Genomic DNA, 14203 nt, shown 5'->3' with positions numbered 1-14203 from the left:
GTTGGGCAAGGGAATGCGCCCGTTACGATCCCTGGGCGGTAGCGTGCCTTTTTTTTGGAAATTATTATGCCAAATAGTTCTTTTTTAATAGCGCGACCAGCTCGCATGCTGCTGGTCGCGTTAAGCCTTGTCGTGGTCAGTGGGTGCGCTACGAGCTACCCTTCTGGCAGCACCTCCCTACAGCCGCGCTATGTCCTTAATGATGACTCCGCAAAGCCCATTCTTGATGAAAGTGTGAACGGCTTTCTGGATCAAACGCCTGCTGGCGGCGTTATCAGCGTGGCTAACAGCCCATGGGGCGACAATGTTGAGATTGTGGCCGACGAACCCTACTTGGCAGCCAGTGGGCGCGAATGTCGCCGCCTACAAGTGATTGGCATGAGTGGCGAAGCACGCCGCGCACTGGTATGCAAAGCGTCGTCAGAAGCATGGGTCAACCAGCGGGTCATAACGCAAACGGCAGAGGGGCGCCTTTAATGAATCTCTTTGAAGCATGCAAGCGCGCTTGCCTATCGAAAGCGCTGACCACCGTATCGCTCGTCTGTTTGGTCGTGCTCAGCGCGCCTGCCTCCGCCCAGATTATCAGCCTGCCGGACGACACCCTCTCAGGCCAGCGCAGCAGTCAGGCGTCATCGTCTCAAGGCCAGCAGGGGCAGCAGCAAGGTCAGGTAGACGACATGCCCCGCGCCGATTGGCGCAGTGGTACCTACGGCCCCATTGCCACACCACCCCGCGACCCGGATGCGCTGCCCCCCTTTGGGTATAACCTCTTCACAGGTGGTTTTCGTGGCGCCATGGGTGATGGCCTGAACGCCGACTACCGCATTAAGCCAGGCGACCAGGTCACCGTGCGTGCCTGGGGCGCGTTTGAGTTAGACCGCGTGCTGCCGGTTGACGCCCAGGGCAACATCTTCATCCCTGGTTCTGGCCCCTTGAATGTGGAAGGCCAGAGTAGCCAAGAGGTCGATAACAGCGTTCGCCGCGCGATTACCTCGGTATATCCTGACAACGTTGAGGTTTACACCAACCTGCAAGGCGTCCAGCCCGTTGCCGTTTATGTAACAGGTTATGTGCAAAACCCCGGGCGCTATGCCGGTACGCCCGATGACTCGCTGCTCTACTTTCTTGATCAGGCAGGCGGGATCGAGCAAGACCTGGGCAGCTACCGCCAAGTACGCGTAATGCGTAACGATCGCCTGGTTGCAACGGTGGACCTCTACGACTTTTTACTTAACGGCACGATTGCACGCCCGCAATTCCAGGACGGCGACACCATCGTTGTAGAAGAGCGCGGCCCGGCGATTGCCGTTATTGGAGACGTGCACCGCGAGATGCGTTACGAACTAACCAGTAACACACTTAGCGGCGCCGAGCTTTTAAACCTGGCGCGGTTAAGAAGCGGAGTGTCCAACGTGTTACTACGTGGTCATCGCAAGGATGGCCCTATTGCGCACTATTTCCCCATCGCCCTGTTTGCTGGCCAAACCATTCGCAGTGGCGACGAAGTCACCTTCACTGCAGACCAACGCAATGAAACCATCGTAGTTGAAATAGAAGGCAGCTACTTCGGGCCTTCACTCTATGCCTTGCCGCGCAATGCTCGCTTGAGTGAACTGCTCGATGCCATTGCCGTACCCCAAGGCCTTACCGCCGTTGAAAGCGTCTCCCTCCGGCGTGAAAGTGTGAAAGAGCAGCAGGAACAGGCATTGGAAGATAGCTTGCGCCGCTTGGAAACCACCTACCTGGGCGCCTCCTCGCGCACCGACGAAGAAGCCCAGATTCGCTTGCGTGAAGCCGAGCTGATTGAACGCTTTATTGAACGCGCAAGCGGCCTGGAACCCAGTGGCCGCTTGGTAGTTGCGCAAGGCGGGAAGATTTCGGATATCCGCCTGCAAGACGGCGATGTCATTACCATTCCTGAAATCAGTGATTCGGTTCTGATCAGCGGTGAAATTGTGGTGCCCCAGGCCGTGGTGTACCGCCCCGGTATGAGCGTTATTGATTACGTAGAGGGTGCCGGTGGCTTTACCGAGCGTGCCGATGAGAGCCAGATTCTACTGGTGCGCCAAAACGGTGCCGTCGAGCATGCAAGTAATTCACCGCTACGCCCGGGTGATGAAATCCTCGTAATGCCCAAGGCACCGGTACACAACTTACAGCTGGCCTCTACGCTAACGCAGATCCTCTTCCAGATCGCCGTGACCACCCGCGTCGCGCTGGACCTGTAATGAGTGCTTGGTGAGTCGCTAAAGGGGTGCCCTCGTAGCGCGCGGTAACGAGCGCAGCGAGGCACCCGCGAAGACTCCGCTACCTATCCCGTAAAAAGCCAAACCACATGACAAGCAACACGCACTTTAAGGCGGCACCCGTCATGGCTGAAACACAAGCAACACGCCGGGGCGCCCGCACGCCCTGGCAAGTCACTCGCAGCGTGTGGTACGCCATGTTCATGCGTGAAGCGATTTCACGCACCATGGCCGACCGCATGGGCTGGTTCTGGATGATCTTCGAGCCGTTTGCCCTGGTCGCTATTATGGTCGGTATCCGCAGCTTTGTTAGTGGTGATCGGTTAATCGTAAATGCCCCTTTTATACCCTGGATGATTACGGGAATGATGGGGTTCTTCCTGGTAAGGGAGGGCATGTTGCGCGGTATGGGGGCGATTGAAGGCAACAAGGCACTGTTTGCTTATCGCCAAGTACAGCCCGTAGACCCAGTTTTAGTTCGCAACTTCCTTGAGGGGATGCTGCGTACCTTTATTTTCTTACTGTTTATGGCGGGAGGCCTGATGCTGGGGTTGGATATGTACCCCGATAATGCCATCAGAGCCATGGCTGCTTGGCTATCGCTTTGGAGTCTTGGAGTGGGCTTAGGGCTAGTAACCTCTGTAGCCTCCGTCTTGGTGCCTGAAGTCGGCAGAGTGATACGGATGCTCTCACTGCCCCTATTAATTATCTCCGGCGTTATATTTCCGCTTAATCAAATGCCGCACTGGCTGCTTGAATACCTAATGCTTAATCCGATTCCCCATGGTTTAGAAACCCTGCGTTTAGGTTTTTTCGAAAACTATAAAACCATTCACGGCACCAGCATGCTCTATTTTTGGATGGTAACCCTTACGTTGAACGCGCTAGGGCTATTAATGCACCTGCGCTTTGTTGACCGATTAAAGGCCCAATAACCCATGCCTGTTTCGTTACGTCGTTTTTTTAATAAATCGCCTCAGTGGGCCATCGCTATTTTGGCGATTTTGCTTGTGTCATTTTACTGGTTTGTATGGGCGCAAGAACGTTATGTTTCCTATGCCACGGTAGTGCTTGAAAGCCCCCAAGTGGCCACGCCGGAATTTAACCTGTCATCGCTAATGGGAGGCGGTGCAGGTAACACTGCCGATCTGCTTTTGCTACGTGAGCATTTGCTTTCAGTCGATATGCTGCGCCTGCTTGATGAGCAGCTTAATGTTCGTCAGCATTACAGTGAGCACGGCGATTTTTTTGCCAGGTTGCGTAATCCTGATGTGCCTATTGAAGACCTGCATAAATACTACTTGCGCCGAGTGGATATAGAACTGGATGAGTATGCGGGCGTACTCAATATTCAAGTGCAGGCTTATACCCCAGAGTTTGCTTACGATATGGCATCGCTACTACTAAACGCGGGCGAAGACCATATGAACCAAATGGGGCACCGTTTGGCGGATGAGCAGGTACACTTTTTAGAACGCCAAATGGTAGGCTTGGAAGAGCGCTTTACAGAAACGCGTGCCCAGCTACTTGAGTTTCAAAACGAATATGGCCTGGTATCGCCCACCGCCACGGTAGAAGGGATTAATCAGGTCGTCGCATCCTTGGAAGGCGACTTGGCACGTCTTCAAGCGCAGCGTAATGCACTGGCAAGTTTTCAAAGCACACAATCCGCCGAGTTACGCCAGGTAGAACGGAACATTACGGCGCTGCGCGACCAAATTGAGGAGCAGCGTGACCGCTTGGCCCAGGCCACCGGAAACTCGCTTAACCGGGTTTCATCAGAGTACCAAACACTAGAATTACAGGCTCAGTTTGCCCAGGAAACCTACTCAAACGCGCTAGCTGTATTGGAAAACACCCGCCTGGAAGCTGCGCGTCAGCTTAAACAGGTAAGCGTATTACAAAGCCCGCTATTTCCTGAATACCCCACTGAACCCAATCGACTTTACAACAGCAGTGTCTTTGCCATCATCACCATCTTCCTCGCCTTTATCTTCAGCATGATTCTCATGATCATAAAAGATCACCGAGACTGATAGCGGTGAAGGGTGAAGGGTGAAAACCCCGAGTAGCGCGTGGTAACGCCTTGCGAGGCACGAGCAAAAGGCACCCGCGAAAGGCGGCGGAACGACGCCCGGATGCGCCACCAATGCCTACCCCGGCACCGCTTCGCGCTGCTCTCGCGGGTGCGCTGCGCTTACCACACGCTACGAAATATCTACCCTGCTGGTTGTGTAGCGCGCGGTAACGCTTTGCGAGGCACGAGCAAAAGGCACCCGCGAATGGCGGCGGAACGCCGCCCCGGAGGCGCCACGAATGCCCAACCCGGGCATTACCGAAAATACACGCATCGTGGCACGGGCCAAAATATACACGCTGACTTGGACCGACTAACGCAAATCTCCAAGAAGTACATTGTGTACATAAGGCAACGAACTGTGGGTAAAGACAATGGATAGGGTATACGCCTTCCCGGAAGGGGCTAAGCACTTTCATTGTTTTAACGATGATAATGATATAAAGCAGCATCCGGACTACGTAACTGCGAAAGCTGGTAACCCTGATGCTGCGTTACAGCTTGTAGAGGAGTTGGCTCTTGAGTTTCTAGCATCGCTCAATGGTGAGTTTCCTGAGGATGCTATTTTTGTTTCTCCTTATGCCAAGGAAGCCGCTGGTGATAATGCGATACCACTCATGCTTTCACTTTTATGTGCTGAAGTGTGTGGGGGTACCAGTGAGACAGATATTGTCCAGCTGCAAAGAGTGTTTCATACCGGCGCAGACCCCATGGAAAGGCTAATCTCAAGGCCCTCATTTGAAGGAACTGTGGAGCAGGGTGGAAAATATGTGCTTGTCGATGACGTGACCAGCATGGGGAGCACATTGGCAGAGTTGGCTAATTACCTGTTAATGAACGGCGGAAACGCAATTGGGTCTATACTGCTGGTAAATGCTGGTCGATCAACAAATTTTCGCGCAGTAAAAAAGCATATCCAATTATTGGAGGAGCGCTTTGGTGATGAAATCAAAAATATCTTCGGAATACAAACCTCAGCCCTCACCGCCAACGAAGCAAGTTATCTCGTCGGCTTTAGAACCGCTGACGAGATCCGAAATCGATGCGTTAAGGCAGAAAAAGAAACAACTAAGCGGTTATTATCAAAAAATTATTCAAGCTAGGGTCGCTAGTGGGCGCTAAGCGCGCTAGTAGATGTTAGGCACACCTTCGAGTAGCGCGCGGTAACGCTTTGCGAGGCACGAGCAAAAGGCACCCGCGTATGGCGGCGGAACGACGCCCGGATGTGCCCCAATGCCCAACCCCGGCACCGCTTCGCGCTGCTCTCGCGGGTGCGCTGCGCTTACCACGCGCTACAAGTTAGCTAACGCCTTGATTATTCAAACGTAGCGCGCGGTAACGCTTTGCGAGGCACGAGCAAAAGGCACCCGCGAAAGGCGGCGGAACGACGCCCGAATGCGCCACCAACGCCCACCCCGGCACCGCTTTGCGGTGCTTCCGCGCCGGGCCGCCGCTGCGGGTGCGCTGCGGGTGCGCTGCGCTTACCACACGCTACGAAATATCTACCCTGCTGATTGTGTAGCGCGTGGTAACGCTTTGCGAGGCACGAGCAAAAGGCACCCGCGAAAGGCGGCGGAACGACGCCCCGGATGCGCCACCAATCACTACTTGGCTTCGGTGAAGCTACCTCACAACACCAAAAAAGGCGCCTCATGCTCGATATTATTCATCACGGCGGCGCAACCGGCGTTACCGGCAGTTGCCATCAGCTCATACTGAATAGCGAACACTCACTGCTAATCGACTGCGGCCTCTTTCAAGGCGAAGACGCGGAAGAAGACAGCTTCGAACAGCTACAAATCGAATTTGATATCAGCACCGTACAGGCGCTTGTCATCACTCACGTACATATTGACCACGTAGGGCGGCTACCCTACTTGCTGGCAGCCGGGTTCAAAGGTCCCATCATCTGCTCAGAGCCTTCTGCCAAGCTACTGCCTCTGGTGATTGAAGACGCGCTAAAAATTGGCTTCACCCGCAACGCCCAACTGATCCAACGCTTTCAGGAACAGTTAAAACAGCAGATCGTAAGCGTGCCCTATGGCAAGTGGCACCGCGTTGCTCACAATACTATCGGCACCGCACGCATAAAACTTAAGCGGGCAGGTCATATTCTCGGTTCCTGCTACGTGGAAATAGCCTATCAAGCCGCTGAAACTAATGAAAAAGAGCGTATCGTTTTCTCCGGCGACCTGGGCGCACCTCACGCGCCACTACTACCTGCACCGAAATCGCCCCACGGCTGCGACCAGCTAGTGCTAGAAAGCACCTACGGCAACCGCACCCACCCGGACCGCCGTCAGCGCCGCGCCGTGTTAAGAAAAGCGATAGAACAAGCGCTAGCTAACGGCGGCACGGTCATGGTGCCCGCCTTCAGCATAGGCCGCACGCAAGAACTGCTTTACGAACTGGAAGGCATTATTCATGAAGCCAAAAACCACCAGTGGAGCACGCTAGAAATTATCGTCGACTCACCGCTGGCCGCCCGCTTTACCAAGGTATACCGCGAGCTAAAACCCTACTGGGATGATGAAGCCCAAAAGCGTCTGATAAGGGGCCGCCACCCGCTCAACTTTGCCAGCCTCTACACCGTAGAAAGCCACACCGAACACGAGCAAACGGTTGAGTATTTAGCCAAAACCGGCAGGCCCGCCGTGGTAATAGCTGCCAGCGGTATGTGCGCAGGTGGGCGCATTATGAACTACCTAAAAGCCATGCTGGGTGATGCCCGCCACCAAGTGCTGTTTGTAGGCTACCAGGGCGCAGGCACGCCTGGCCGCGCCATACAGCAATACGGCCAGGGCGGCTGGGTCGAAATCGATGGGCAGCGTATCGACATTAACGCAGGCGTTACCTCTATCAGCGGCTACTCCGCCCACGCGGATCAGCGCGACCTGCTAAACTTTGTAAAACGCATGCGCCGCTGGCCCCATACCATCCGTTTGGTACACGGCGACCAAAACGCCCGCGCAGTGTTGAAAAGCAAGCTAGAAGCAATGTACGAACGAAAGGGCAGGGAAGTGAGAGTTACCAGTTCTTAGTAGCGCGTGGTAACGAATCTCGCGAGGAACGAGCGAATGAGGCACCCGCGGAAGGCGTCGGCACGACGCCCTGATCTCGCCACCGTGCTCACCGTTAGCACCGCTTCAGATGATCTTCGAATGTCTTCGCCACCCCCGCAACACAATCATCGCGCTCTGTTTTGAATTACCATCGGTTACTAACACCAAATGATTGAAATCAAAAACCTCTACAAGCGCTACCACAACCACCATGGTAGCGATTGGGTGCTCAAAGACATCAACTTCACGATCCCCACAGGGGTTAGCGTGGGATTGATTGGCGCTAACGGTGCGGGCAAATCCACCCTTTTACGTCTAATAGCGGGTATGGATACGCCCGAGCGGGGAGAGGTGATTCGACACAGTCGAGTATCCTGGCCTGTAGGATTATCAGGCGGCATGCAAGGCAATATGACAGGGCGCCAGAACGCAAAGTTTGTAGCACGTACTCAAGGGCGTGGAAAAGACATCAAAGAGATCATTAAGTTTGTAGAAGACTTCGCTGAAATAGGTGAAGCTTTTGATGAACCGATACGTACTTATTCCTCAGGTATGAAGTCGCGCCTATCCTTTGGGCTATCTCTTGCATTTGATTTTGACGTATATATCTCTGATGAGGCTACAGCCGTTGGTGACCGTGCCTTTAAAGCAAAGGCACAAGCGCTATTTAAAGAGCGGGTAGGTCAGGCCTCGTTAATTATGGTGTCTCATGGCGAAGGCATCCTTCGCGATTTATGCAAAGCAGGCATTTATCTTAAAGATGGCGGTGCAGCTTGGTATGACGACATCAACGAAGCCATTGCTGACTATCATCAAGATACCGATGATAAATCGCTGTTGCATGAATTAAACGAAAAATCGCTTGATGTCGATCCAGCTGCTCTGAGTAAAACGCAGATTAATGCAATTCAGCAAGAGCTGAAAAATGTCCGACCTAGAGCAAATGGTTTGCATATACTCATTCAGCAGGCTAAAGAGCTAAAGTGGACAAAAGAAGAGCTAGATGTGTTGCGCAAGGCTCATAAACACGCAAAAGCGCGAGGGAATGAGTTGGTAAATATTACCAATGCAACGCCTGAAGGAATTCTCAAAGCAGCCAAAGGCGAGGTAGCTAAGTTTGATCGCACCGTGATAGGCATTGAGTATGGTCTAAATTTAGCATTACAGGAAAAGTGGTCAGAAAAAGAATATGCAACATTAGAGAAAGCTAAAAAACTCGCTTATCTTCGTAAGAGCGAAATGGAAGCGGCTCTTGAGGTCATCAATGGCGATGACTAGCAGTCAATTGCATGTGATGAATGCTAGGCTATAAATATTATTAGAAACCAATGGTTGTTCAGATTTGAGATTTATAAACTTGGTAAAGAAGCAGTTGGTAATAGTGAATTTAAAGTAAAAGAAAAATGTACTTAAGAAAAGATAAGCTATTACTAATGTAGAGGGCTTCCTACGAAGAAATTTTACGCAATATTTGTGAATCATGCGGATATGTAAAGACAGTGAACCCTCTTGGTCTGATAGCGCAACTAATGCTATCAAAATGTATCATGACAGTGAGTAATCAAAGGGAATTTGAAATGAAAAAAATTGTTTTTTTGACCGGTACACGTGCAGACTTTGGTAAATTGAAATCATTAATGCGCAACATTGAAGATGATATGGATTTTGAGCTTCATGTCATCACGACTGGTATGCATATGATGAAAACCTATGGCTCTACTTATCGGGAAGTTGAAAGAGAAAAATACAAGCATAATTACTTTGTTGCTAATCAGCACTTTGGCGAACCAATGTGCTCCGTGTTAGGAAATACCATTTCATTAGTCTCTAGAATTACTCATGAAATTGATCCAGACCTCATTGTTGTTCATGGTGATCGTCTTGAAGCACTGGCTGGGGCTACGGTTGGAGCTCTGCAAAGTCGCTTAGTTTGCCATGTTGAGGGCGGCGAACGATCTGGAACAGTCGATGAGCTTATTCGCCATTCCGTAAGTAAGCTAGCCCATATTCATATGGTGGCGAATGAAGAAGCAAAGAAGCGGCTAATGCAAATGGGAGAGGCTGAGGGAAGTATTTATATTATTGGTTCTCCTGATTTAGATGTGATGAATAGCAATAAGCTTCCAAGCTTGGAAGAAGTTAAAAAAAAATACGATATCGACTTTAATAGCTATGCCGTTTCTATGTTTCACCCAGTAACAACTGAAGAGAGTAGAATAAGCGAGTATGCGGAGAACTACTATAATGCATTACAGGTGAGTGGTGATAATTTTGTTTCTATCTATCCTAATAATGATTCTGGGAGCGCCGAGATAATTGCAAGGCTCATAAAAATTAGCGGTGAGAAGATTAAGTCTTATCCATCTATACGTTTTGAATACTTTTTAGTGCTTCTAAAGCATGCAAATTATGTAATTGGAAATTCAAGCGCCGGTATTAGGGAAGCCCCATTTTATGGTGTGCCAACGGTCAATGTCGGAACAAGGCAAAGTGACCGATATATGGGAGCTTCAATAGTAAATGCTGATTACACTTCAGAATCTATATTAGAAAGCATCAAAGCGGCTAAAGTGCAAAGCGATATTTCTTCTTGTAAATGGTTTGGTGACGGGGACAGTACTCAAAAATTTGCAGTAGCGGTACGCTCACAAGAGTTTTGGGAACGTCCGGTACAGAAAAGGTTTGTTGACTTATGATTGATTTAAGCCCAGTAGTCGCTATTATTACAGCAAGGGAAGGCTCAAAAGGCGTAATAAATAAAAATTTACGTTTGGTAAACGGTGTTTCCCTAATTGGTAGAGCCATTCTTGCAGCAAAAAAAAGTCAAATTTTTGATCATATAGTTTTGACGACTGATGGGCAAGAAATCGCAAAAGAAGGTGAGTTATACGGTGCTGAAGTTGTCTTGAGGCCCAAAGAACTTGCAGGTGATGCTGCAAAGTCAATTGACGCTGTTAAACATGCAATCTCCACCTTGGGTTATATGGATGGTACTGTAGTGTTGTTGCAGCCTACTAGCCCACTAAGAAATCATTCGCACATAAGAGAAGCATTCGTTAAGTACAAAAAAACAGAAGCGCAAAGCCTTTGTTCAGTTTGTGAGGCTGAGCATCATCCGTTTAAATTTTTTGTTGAAACAGATGCAGGCTTAAATGCAATCAAAGATATATCTTATTTTGATATGCCAAGGCAATATATGCCTAAAGCACTAAGGCTAAATGGTGCGTTATTTATTAACGATATTTCTAAGCTGATAAGAAATGAAACCTTTTACACACAGCCAATCGAAGTCTACGAAATGGATGCTAAGAGTTCAATTGACATTGACTCTGAGCTAGACCTTAAACTAGCTAATATGTTAGCCAAGGAGATTTAAAGTGAGTTCTTTCAAAATTGGTTCTGTTGAAGTAGGTAAAGATTTACCGCCAGTTGTAATTGCTGAAATTGGTATCAATCATGAAGGTTCATTAACCGTTGCCAAAGAAATGGTTGATGCTGCTTATGGCGCGGGTGCTCAAATCATTAAGCACCAAACCCATGTGGTTGAAGATGAAATGTCTGATGATGCTAAAAGTGTAATTCCGGGCAATGCTGATGTTTCAATTTATACAATAATGGAGCGTTGCTCATTAAATGAGGAAGATGAAACAGCGCTTATGGAGTATGTTCAGTCTAAAGGAATGGAGTTTATCAGTACTCCATTTTCTCGTGCTGCGGCCTTGCGATTAAATCGTATGAACGTGCCTGCGTATAAAATTGGCTCTGGTGAATGCAATAACTATCCTCTTTTGAAGCTCGTAGCATCATTTGGTAAGCCTGTCATTCTTTCTACTGGGATGAATGATATTAAAAGCATCGAAAAATCAGTCAATATTTTAAGAGATGCTAAAGTCCCATTCGTTCTACTACATTGTACCAATGTCTATCCGACACCTTACAAATTAGTACGTTTGGGTGGAATGGTGTCTCTAGCTGAGCACTTCCCGGATGCGATCGTCGGCTTATCTGACCATACAGTCGATAATTATGCATGTTTGGGCGCTGTGGCGTTGGGCGGGCGTGTATTGGAACGCCACTTTACCGATGACATGAGCCGCCCTGGTCCTGACATCGAGTGCTCAATGGACCCTGCCGCACTGAGTGATCTTATTAACGGCTCAAAAGCAATTTATGAGGCAAGTGGTGGTACCAAAGAGGCGGCTGAAGAAGAGCGCATTACTATGCAGTTTGCATTTGCCTCAGTAGTGGCTGAAGCAGATATTGCAGAAGGTGAAGAGTTCACAGAAGAGAACCTATGGGTGAAACGTCCCGGTACTGGTGACTTTTCAGCGGATGACTATGCCAATTTGGTTGGTAAAAAGGCAACACAAAAAATTAAAAAGGGTGCTCAGTTAAAAAAAGCCGATGTTGATGAATAGAATTAATTGGTACTGTTAATTTAAGTATACATGCTGTGCTTATAGATGCTTATTCGAAATTAGTCATGTGATTAGTTCGTTAGCCACCGAATAGCCGGGGCACCTCTTCGCAGAAGGGGCAAACGATAGGTAAGCATCAACAGCAGCCATGCGTATTTTATCTGATGCCACAGTATCCCAATCAGATTCAGCGCCGGTGAGTAGGCCGACAGGTGCACATGGTGTGACACCCACTCTACTCTCGTTCGCCTGAAGGTCTGCGAGCTTAATGGCGTAAAATCTATTAATATAAGGAGGTCGAGTGAGCAAATTCACTAAATTTTTGTATTCGCCTCGCATGTTTTTTCAAGATGCTAAAAAAAAAGCAGCTGTGCGAAAAGTTGACCAAATGAGTCTAGAGGAGCAGAGACGCTTTGGGCTTATTGCTAGTGAGTATAAGGATGAGCAGCAGTCCAAAAAACAAAAGAAAGATTCTAAAGAAGTAGCTTCCAGGAAAAGTAACCAGGCTAAGAGTTTATCTAAAAATAGAAGTGAGGATTTACAATTAGCTAACAAGCTATTAGATTTTGAGGTTAATTTTCCAGTTAATAGTTTGCAGGGAGGAGCTGCTGCTCCGGGGCTATTAATGTGGCCTCTCTTTCGTCATATATTATGGGTTCGTTGTCAGGCTTCCTATAAGGGGAAAAATGCATCCGAGATTAATACATGCAAACTTTATATTTCTCGCGAATGGCAGGAGCATTATTCAAGAAAGTTACCCATAAAAACATTGGAAACATTGCCAGAAGAAAATTGCGATTTTTTATTTTTTACTAATCTTCGTGGTACTGAGCAAACACGTATTAATGGATATATATACAATCGCATTACCGATCCAGTTTTTGAGGTAGCACGCACATTAGGTCGAGCTAAAAAAGTTGAAGTAGTTAAATCAATTGGTGATATTACATCACATCGTGTACACGATGTAGATGTAGTGTTACCTCCCATGCTTCGCAAGGTCGGTTATGCTCCGTTGACAGATAGGCCGAAAGATTTTCTTGTGCATGTTCAGAAATATTTACCTGAAGCAAAATTCGATGAAAGAAGTTATAATGAATGTGTAGAGTGGTTTTTTCATCAGCGTGACTTCTACCTGCAGTTGTTAAAGTGCTACAATCCTAAAGTAATTTTTTTTGTAGGTTTTGACTATCATTATGCATTAGTTTGTGCGGCAAAAAAACTTGGTATTAAAACTGTAGATTTGCAACATGGTGTGCAGGCTGGTTGGAGTCCTGTGTATAATCGCTGGCAGGCAATACCTAGGCAAGGTTATGAGCTACTTCCAGATGTTTTTTGGGTATGGGGAGATTATGATGCTAATAAGATACGTGAAAACTTTGGTGATGATCCAGAAGTGTGTGGTATAGAGCCTTTAATTGGAGGTTTTCCTTGGTTGGAGCGACAGAAAGATCTCATGGACGAGGTATTACCAGCTTCGTTATCGAGATTACAAAAGCATATTATAAATAAAAAAAATAGTACCACGAGCTTCGTAGAAGAGATGCATGAGGGTGCTTCTGGTGTTCGTGAAGTTGGGGAGCCCTCTAGTACCGAAAAAAACAAAAAAGTTGGTGTGCTGACTTTACAGGATCAGATCTCCCTTCCTTTTCTCTTTGAAAAAATTATTCTTGATACATCAGATCGTATAGAGTGGATTATTAAGCGTCATCCTAAGCACCAGAGTATCGATCTTTCTTCACTGAAAGGTAAGGCTACATATAGTAGAGAAATTGATAATATCAGCTTTATGGCTTTAGCTAGGGTTGCGGATATTCACATGACTGAATGCTCAACAACGGTTATTGAAGCTGATTATTTTGGTGTGCCTAGTGTGGTTTGTGGGTACCAAGGATTTCTTAATTACAGTGACTTTATTGAGCTGGGAATGGTGTTTCATATAGATAGCCCTGAGGCATTTGAAAATATTCTAGAAAGCGCATTGGCTACAGTTGGTGAGTCCCAAATGAAAATAGTAGATAACACTCAATTAGAGAAGGCGCTACGCATTTTAATTGATATAAAAGCTAATGGTGAAATTCTATGACAAAATTACAAAACCGTGCTCTACAGCAAGTAACTGAAGCGACAAGCAATATCGCCATGCAAGTGGAAGGTTTAGAAAGTAATATGATTACCCCTCAGCTAAAGTTGTTGGGTAGTGAGAGTGTGTTTGACTCCTTTGCTATTTTGTTATTACTAGTTGAGCTAGAGCAAAGCTTAGGCACAGATGTGCTAGGCGGACACTCCTTAGTAGAGTGGTTTTCTGCCTTAGATTTAGAAAGTGTTTCAGATATGGATCTACGGAAATTTTCAGATCTTTTAATTGAAAGCTATCCAGATATTAATGGGGAGCCTTGA

The 14203-nt window shown here is 48.0% G+C and carries 12 protein-coding genes and 1 pseudogene; 12 read left to right on the top strand and 1 reads right to left on the bottom strand.

What is annotated here, in order from left to right; all coding sequences use genetic code 11:
• The first annotated feature begins 66 nt into the window (after positions 1-66).
• The 10 genes from ACT3RU_RS14835 (at position 67) to ACT3RU_RS14790 (ending at position 11803) form a co-directional block, all read left to right on the top strand.
• Entirely contained in the window at positions 67-477 is a 411-nt protein-coding gene (locus ACT3RU_RS14835; protein WP_483392804.1) for an RT0821/Lpp0805 family surface protein, read from the top strand.
• Complete coding sequence (locus tag ACT3RU_RS14830; RefSeq protein ID WP_483392803.1) at positions 477-2228, top strand: polysaccharide biosynthesis/export family protein; 1752 nt, start codon at positions 477-479, stop codon at positions 2226-2228. Before ACT3RU_RS14835 ends, ACT3RU_RS14830 begins: the two co-directional genes overlap by 1 nt.
• Before the next feature lie 143 nt (positions 2229-2371).
• Entirely contained in the window at positions 2372-3181 is an 810-nt protein-coding gene (locus tag ACT3RU_RS14825) for an ABC transporter permease (RefSeq protein WP_483392802.1), read from the top strand.
• A gap of 3 nt (positions 3182-3184) precedes the next feature.
• Positions 3185-4282: a KpsE/RkpR family capsule polysaccharide export protein gene (locus ACT3RU_RS14820; protein ID WP_483392801.1), complete on the top strand. Its 1098-nt coding sequence runs from the start codon at positions 3185-3187 to the stop codon at positions 4280-4282.
• 415 nt (positions 4283-4697) lie between these two features.
• A complete protein-coding gene (locus ACT3RU_RS14815) occupies positions 4698-5426 on the top strand; it encodes a phosphoribosyltransferase (protein ID WP_444631786.1) in 729 nt (242 codons plus the stop codon).
• 549 nt (positions 5427-5975) lie between these two features.
• The gene (locus tag ACT3RU_RS14810) at positions 5976-7364 is read left to right on the top strand and encodes an MBL fold metallo-hydrolase RNA specificity domain-containing protein (RefSeq protein WP_483392800.1); all 1389 of its coding nucleotides are present in this window, start codon (positions 5976-5978) and stop codon (positions 7362-7364) included.
• A 189-nt stretch (positions 7365-7553) separates the two neighbouring features.
• The gene (locus ACT3RU_RS14805; RefSeq protein WP_483392799.1) at positions 7554-8663 is read left to right on the top strand and encodes an ABC transporter ATP-binding protein; all 1110 of its coding nucleotides are present in this window, start codon (positions 7554-7556) and stop codon (positions 8661-8663) included.
• A gap of 299 nt (positions 8664-8962) precedes the next feature.
• Positions 8963-10081 carry a UDP-N-acetylglucosamine 2-epimerase gene (gene neuC, locus ACT3RU_RS14800; RefSeq protein ID WP_483392798.1) on the top strand — a complete coding sequence of 373 codons (1119 nt, stop codon included), beginning with the start codon at positions 8963-8965 and terminating at the stop codon, positions 10079-10081.
• A complete protein-coding gene (locus ACT3RU_RS14795) occupies positions 10078-10761 on the top strand; it encodes an acylneuraminate cytidylyltransferase family protein (protein ID WP_483392797.1) in 684 nt (227 codons plus the stop codon). Before neuC ends, ACT3RU_RS14795 begins: the two co-directional genes overlap by 4 nt.
• 1 nt (position 10762) lies before the next feature.
• Positions 10763-11803 carry an N-acetylneuraminate synthase family protein gene (locus tag ACT3RU_RS14790; RefSeq protein WP_483392796.1) on the top strand — a complete coding sequence of 347 codons (1041 nt, stop codon included), beginning with the start codon at positions 10763-10765 and terminating at the stop codon, positions 11801-11803.
• Between the two features lie 79 nt (positions 11804-11882).
• On the opposite strand, the pseudogene ACT3RU_RS14785 reads toward ACT3RU_RS14790, so the two are convergent.
• Positions 11883-12066: pseudogene (locus tag ACT3RU_RS14785) on the bottom strand (IS630-like element ISHsp2 family transposase); the annotation flags it as partial.
• 38 nt (positions 12067-12104) lie between these two features.
• On the opposite strand from ACT3RU_RS14785, the gene ACT3RU_RS14780 reads away from it, so the two are divergent.
• Positions 12105-13889 carry a hypothetical protein gene (locus tag ACT3RU_RS14780; protein WP_483392795.1) on the top strand — a complete coding sequence of 595 codons (1785 nt, stop codon included), beginning with the start codon at positions 12105-12107 and terminating at the stop codon, positions 13887-13889.
• Entirely contained in the window at positions 13886-14203 is a 318-nt protein-coding gene (locus ACT3RU_RS14775) for a hypothetical protein (protein WP_483392794.1), read from the top strand. The genes ACT3RU_RS14780 and ACT3RU_RS14775 overlap by 4 nt, the downstream gene beginning before the upstream one ends.

Source organism: Halomonas sp. TP35 (genome assembly GCF_052375975.1).
In the GTDB taxonomy this organism is placed as follows: domain Bacteria; phylum Pseudomonadota; class Gammaproteobacteria; order Pseudomonadales; family Halomonadaceae; genus Vreelandella; species Vreelandella citrativorans.
Note: the sequence above shows the minus strand (reverse complement) of the source record. Positions and strands in the feature narration are given on the sequence as shown.

Coding starts and splice junctions, on each gene's coding strand:
- ACT3RU_RS14810 (WP_483392800.1), top strand. CDS start 5,976: ATGCTCGATATTATTCATCACGGCGGCGCAACCGGCGTTACCGGCAGT.
- ACT3RU_RS14805 (WP_483392799.1), top strand. CDS start 7,554: ATGATTGAAATCAAAAACCTCTACAAGCGCTACCACAACCACCATGGT.
- ACT3RU_RS14815 (WP_444631786.1), top strand. CDS start 4,698: ATGGATAGGGTATACGCCTTCCCGGAAGGGGCTAAGCACTTTCATTGT.
- ACT3RU_RS14820 (WP_483392801.1), top strand. CDS start 3,185: ATGCCTGTTTCGTTACGTCGTTTTTTTAATAAATCGCCTCAGTGGGCC.
- ACT3RU_RS14775 (WP_483392794.1), top strand. CDS start 13,886: ATGACAAAATTACAAAACCGTGCTCTACAGCAAGTAACTGAAGCGACA.
- ACT3RU_RS14830 (WP_483392803.1), top strand. CDS start 477: ATGAATCTCTTTGAAGCATGCAAGCGCGCTTGCCTATCGAAAGCGCTG.
- ACT3RU_RS14835 (WP_483392804.1), top strand. CDS start 67: ATGCCAAATAGTTCTTTTTTAATAGCGCGACCAGCTCGCATGCTGCTG.
- neuC (WP_483392798.1), top strand. CDS start 8,963: ATGAAAAAAATTGTTTTTTTGACCGGTACACGTGCAGACTTTGGTAAA.
- ACT3RU_RS14795 (WP_483392797.1), top strand. CDS start 10,078: ATGATTGATTTAAGCCCAGTAGTCGCTATTATTACAGCAAGGGAAGGC.
- ACT3RU_RS14825 (WP_483392802.1), top strand. CDS start 2,372: ATGGCTGAAACACAAGCAACACGCCGGGGCGCCCGCACGCCCTGGCAA.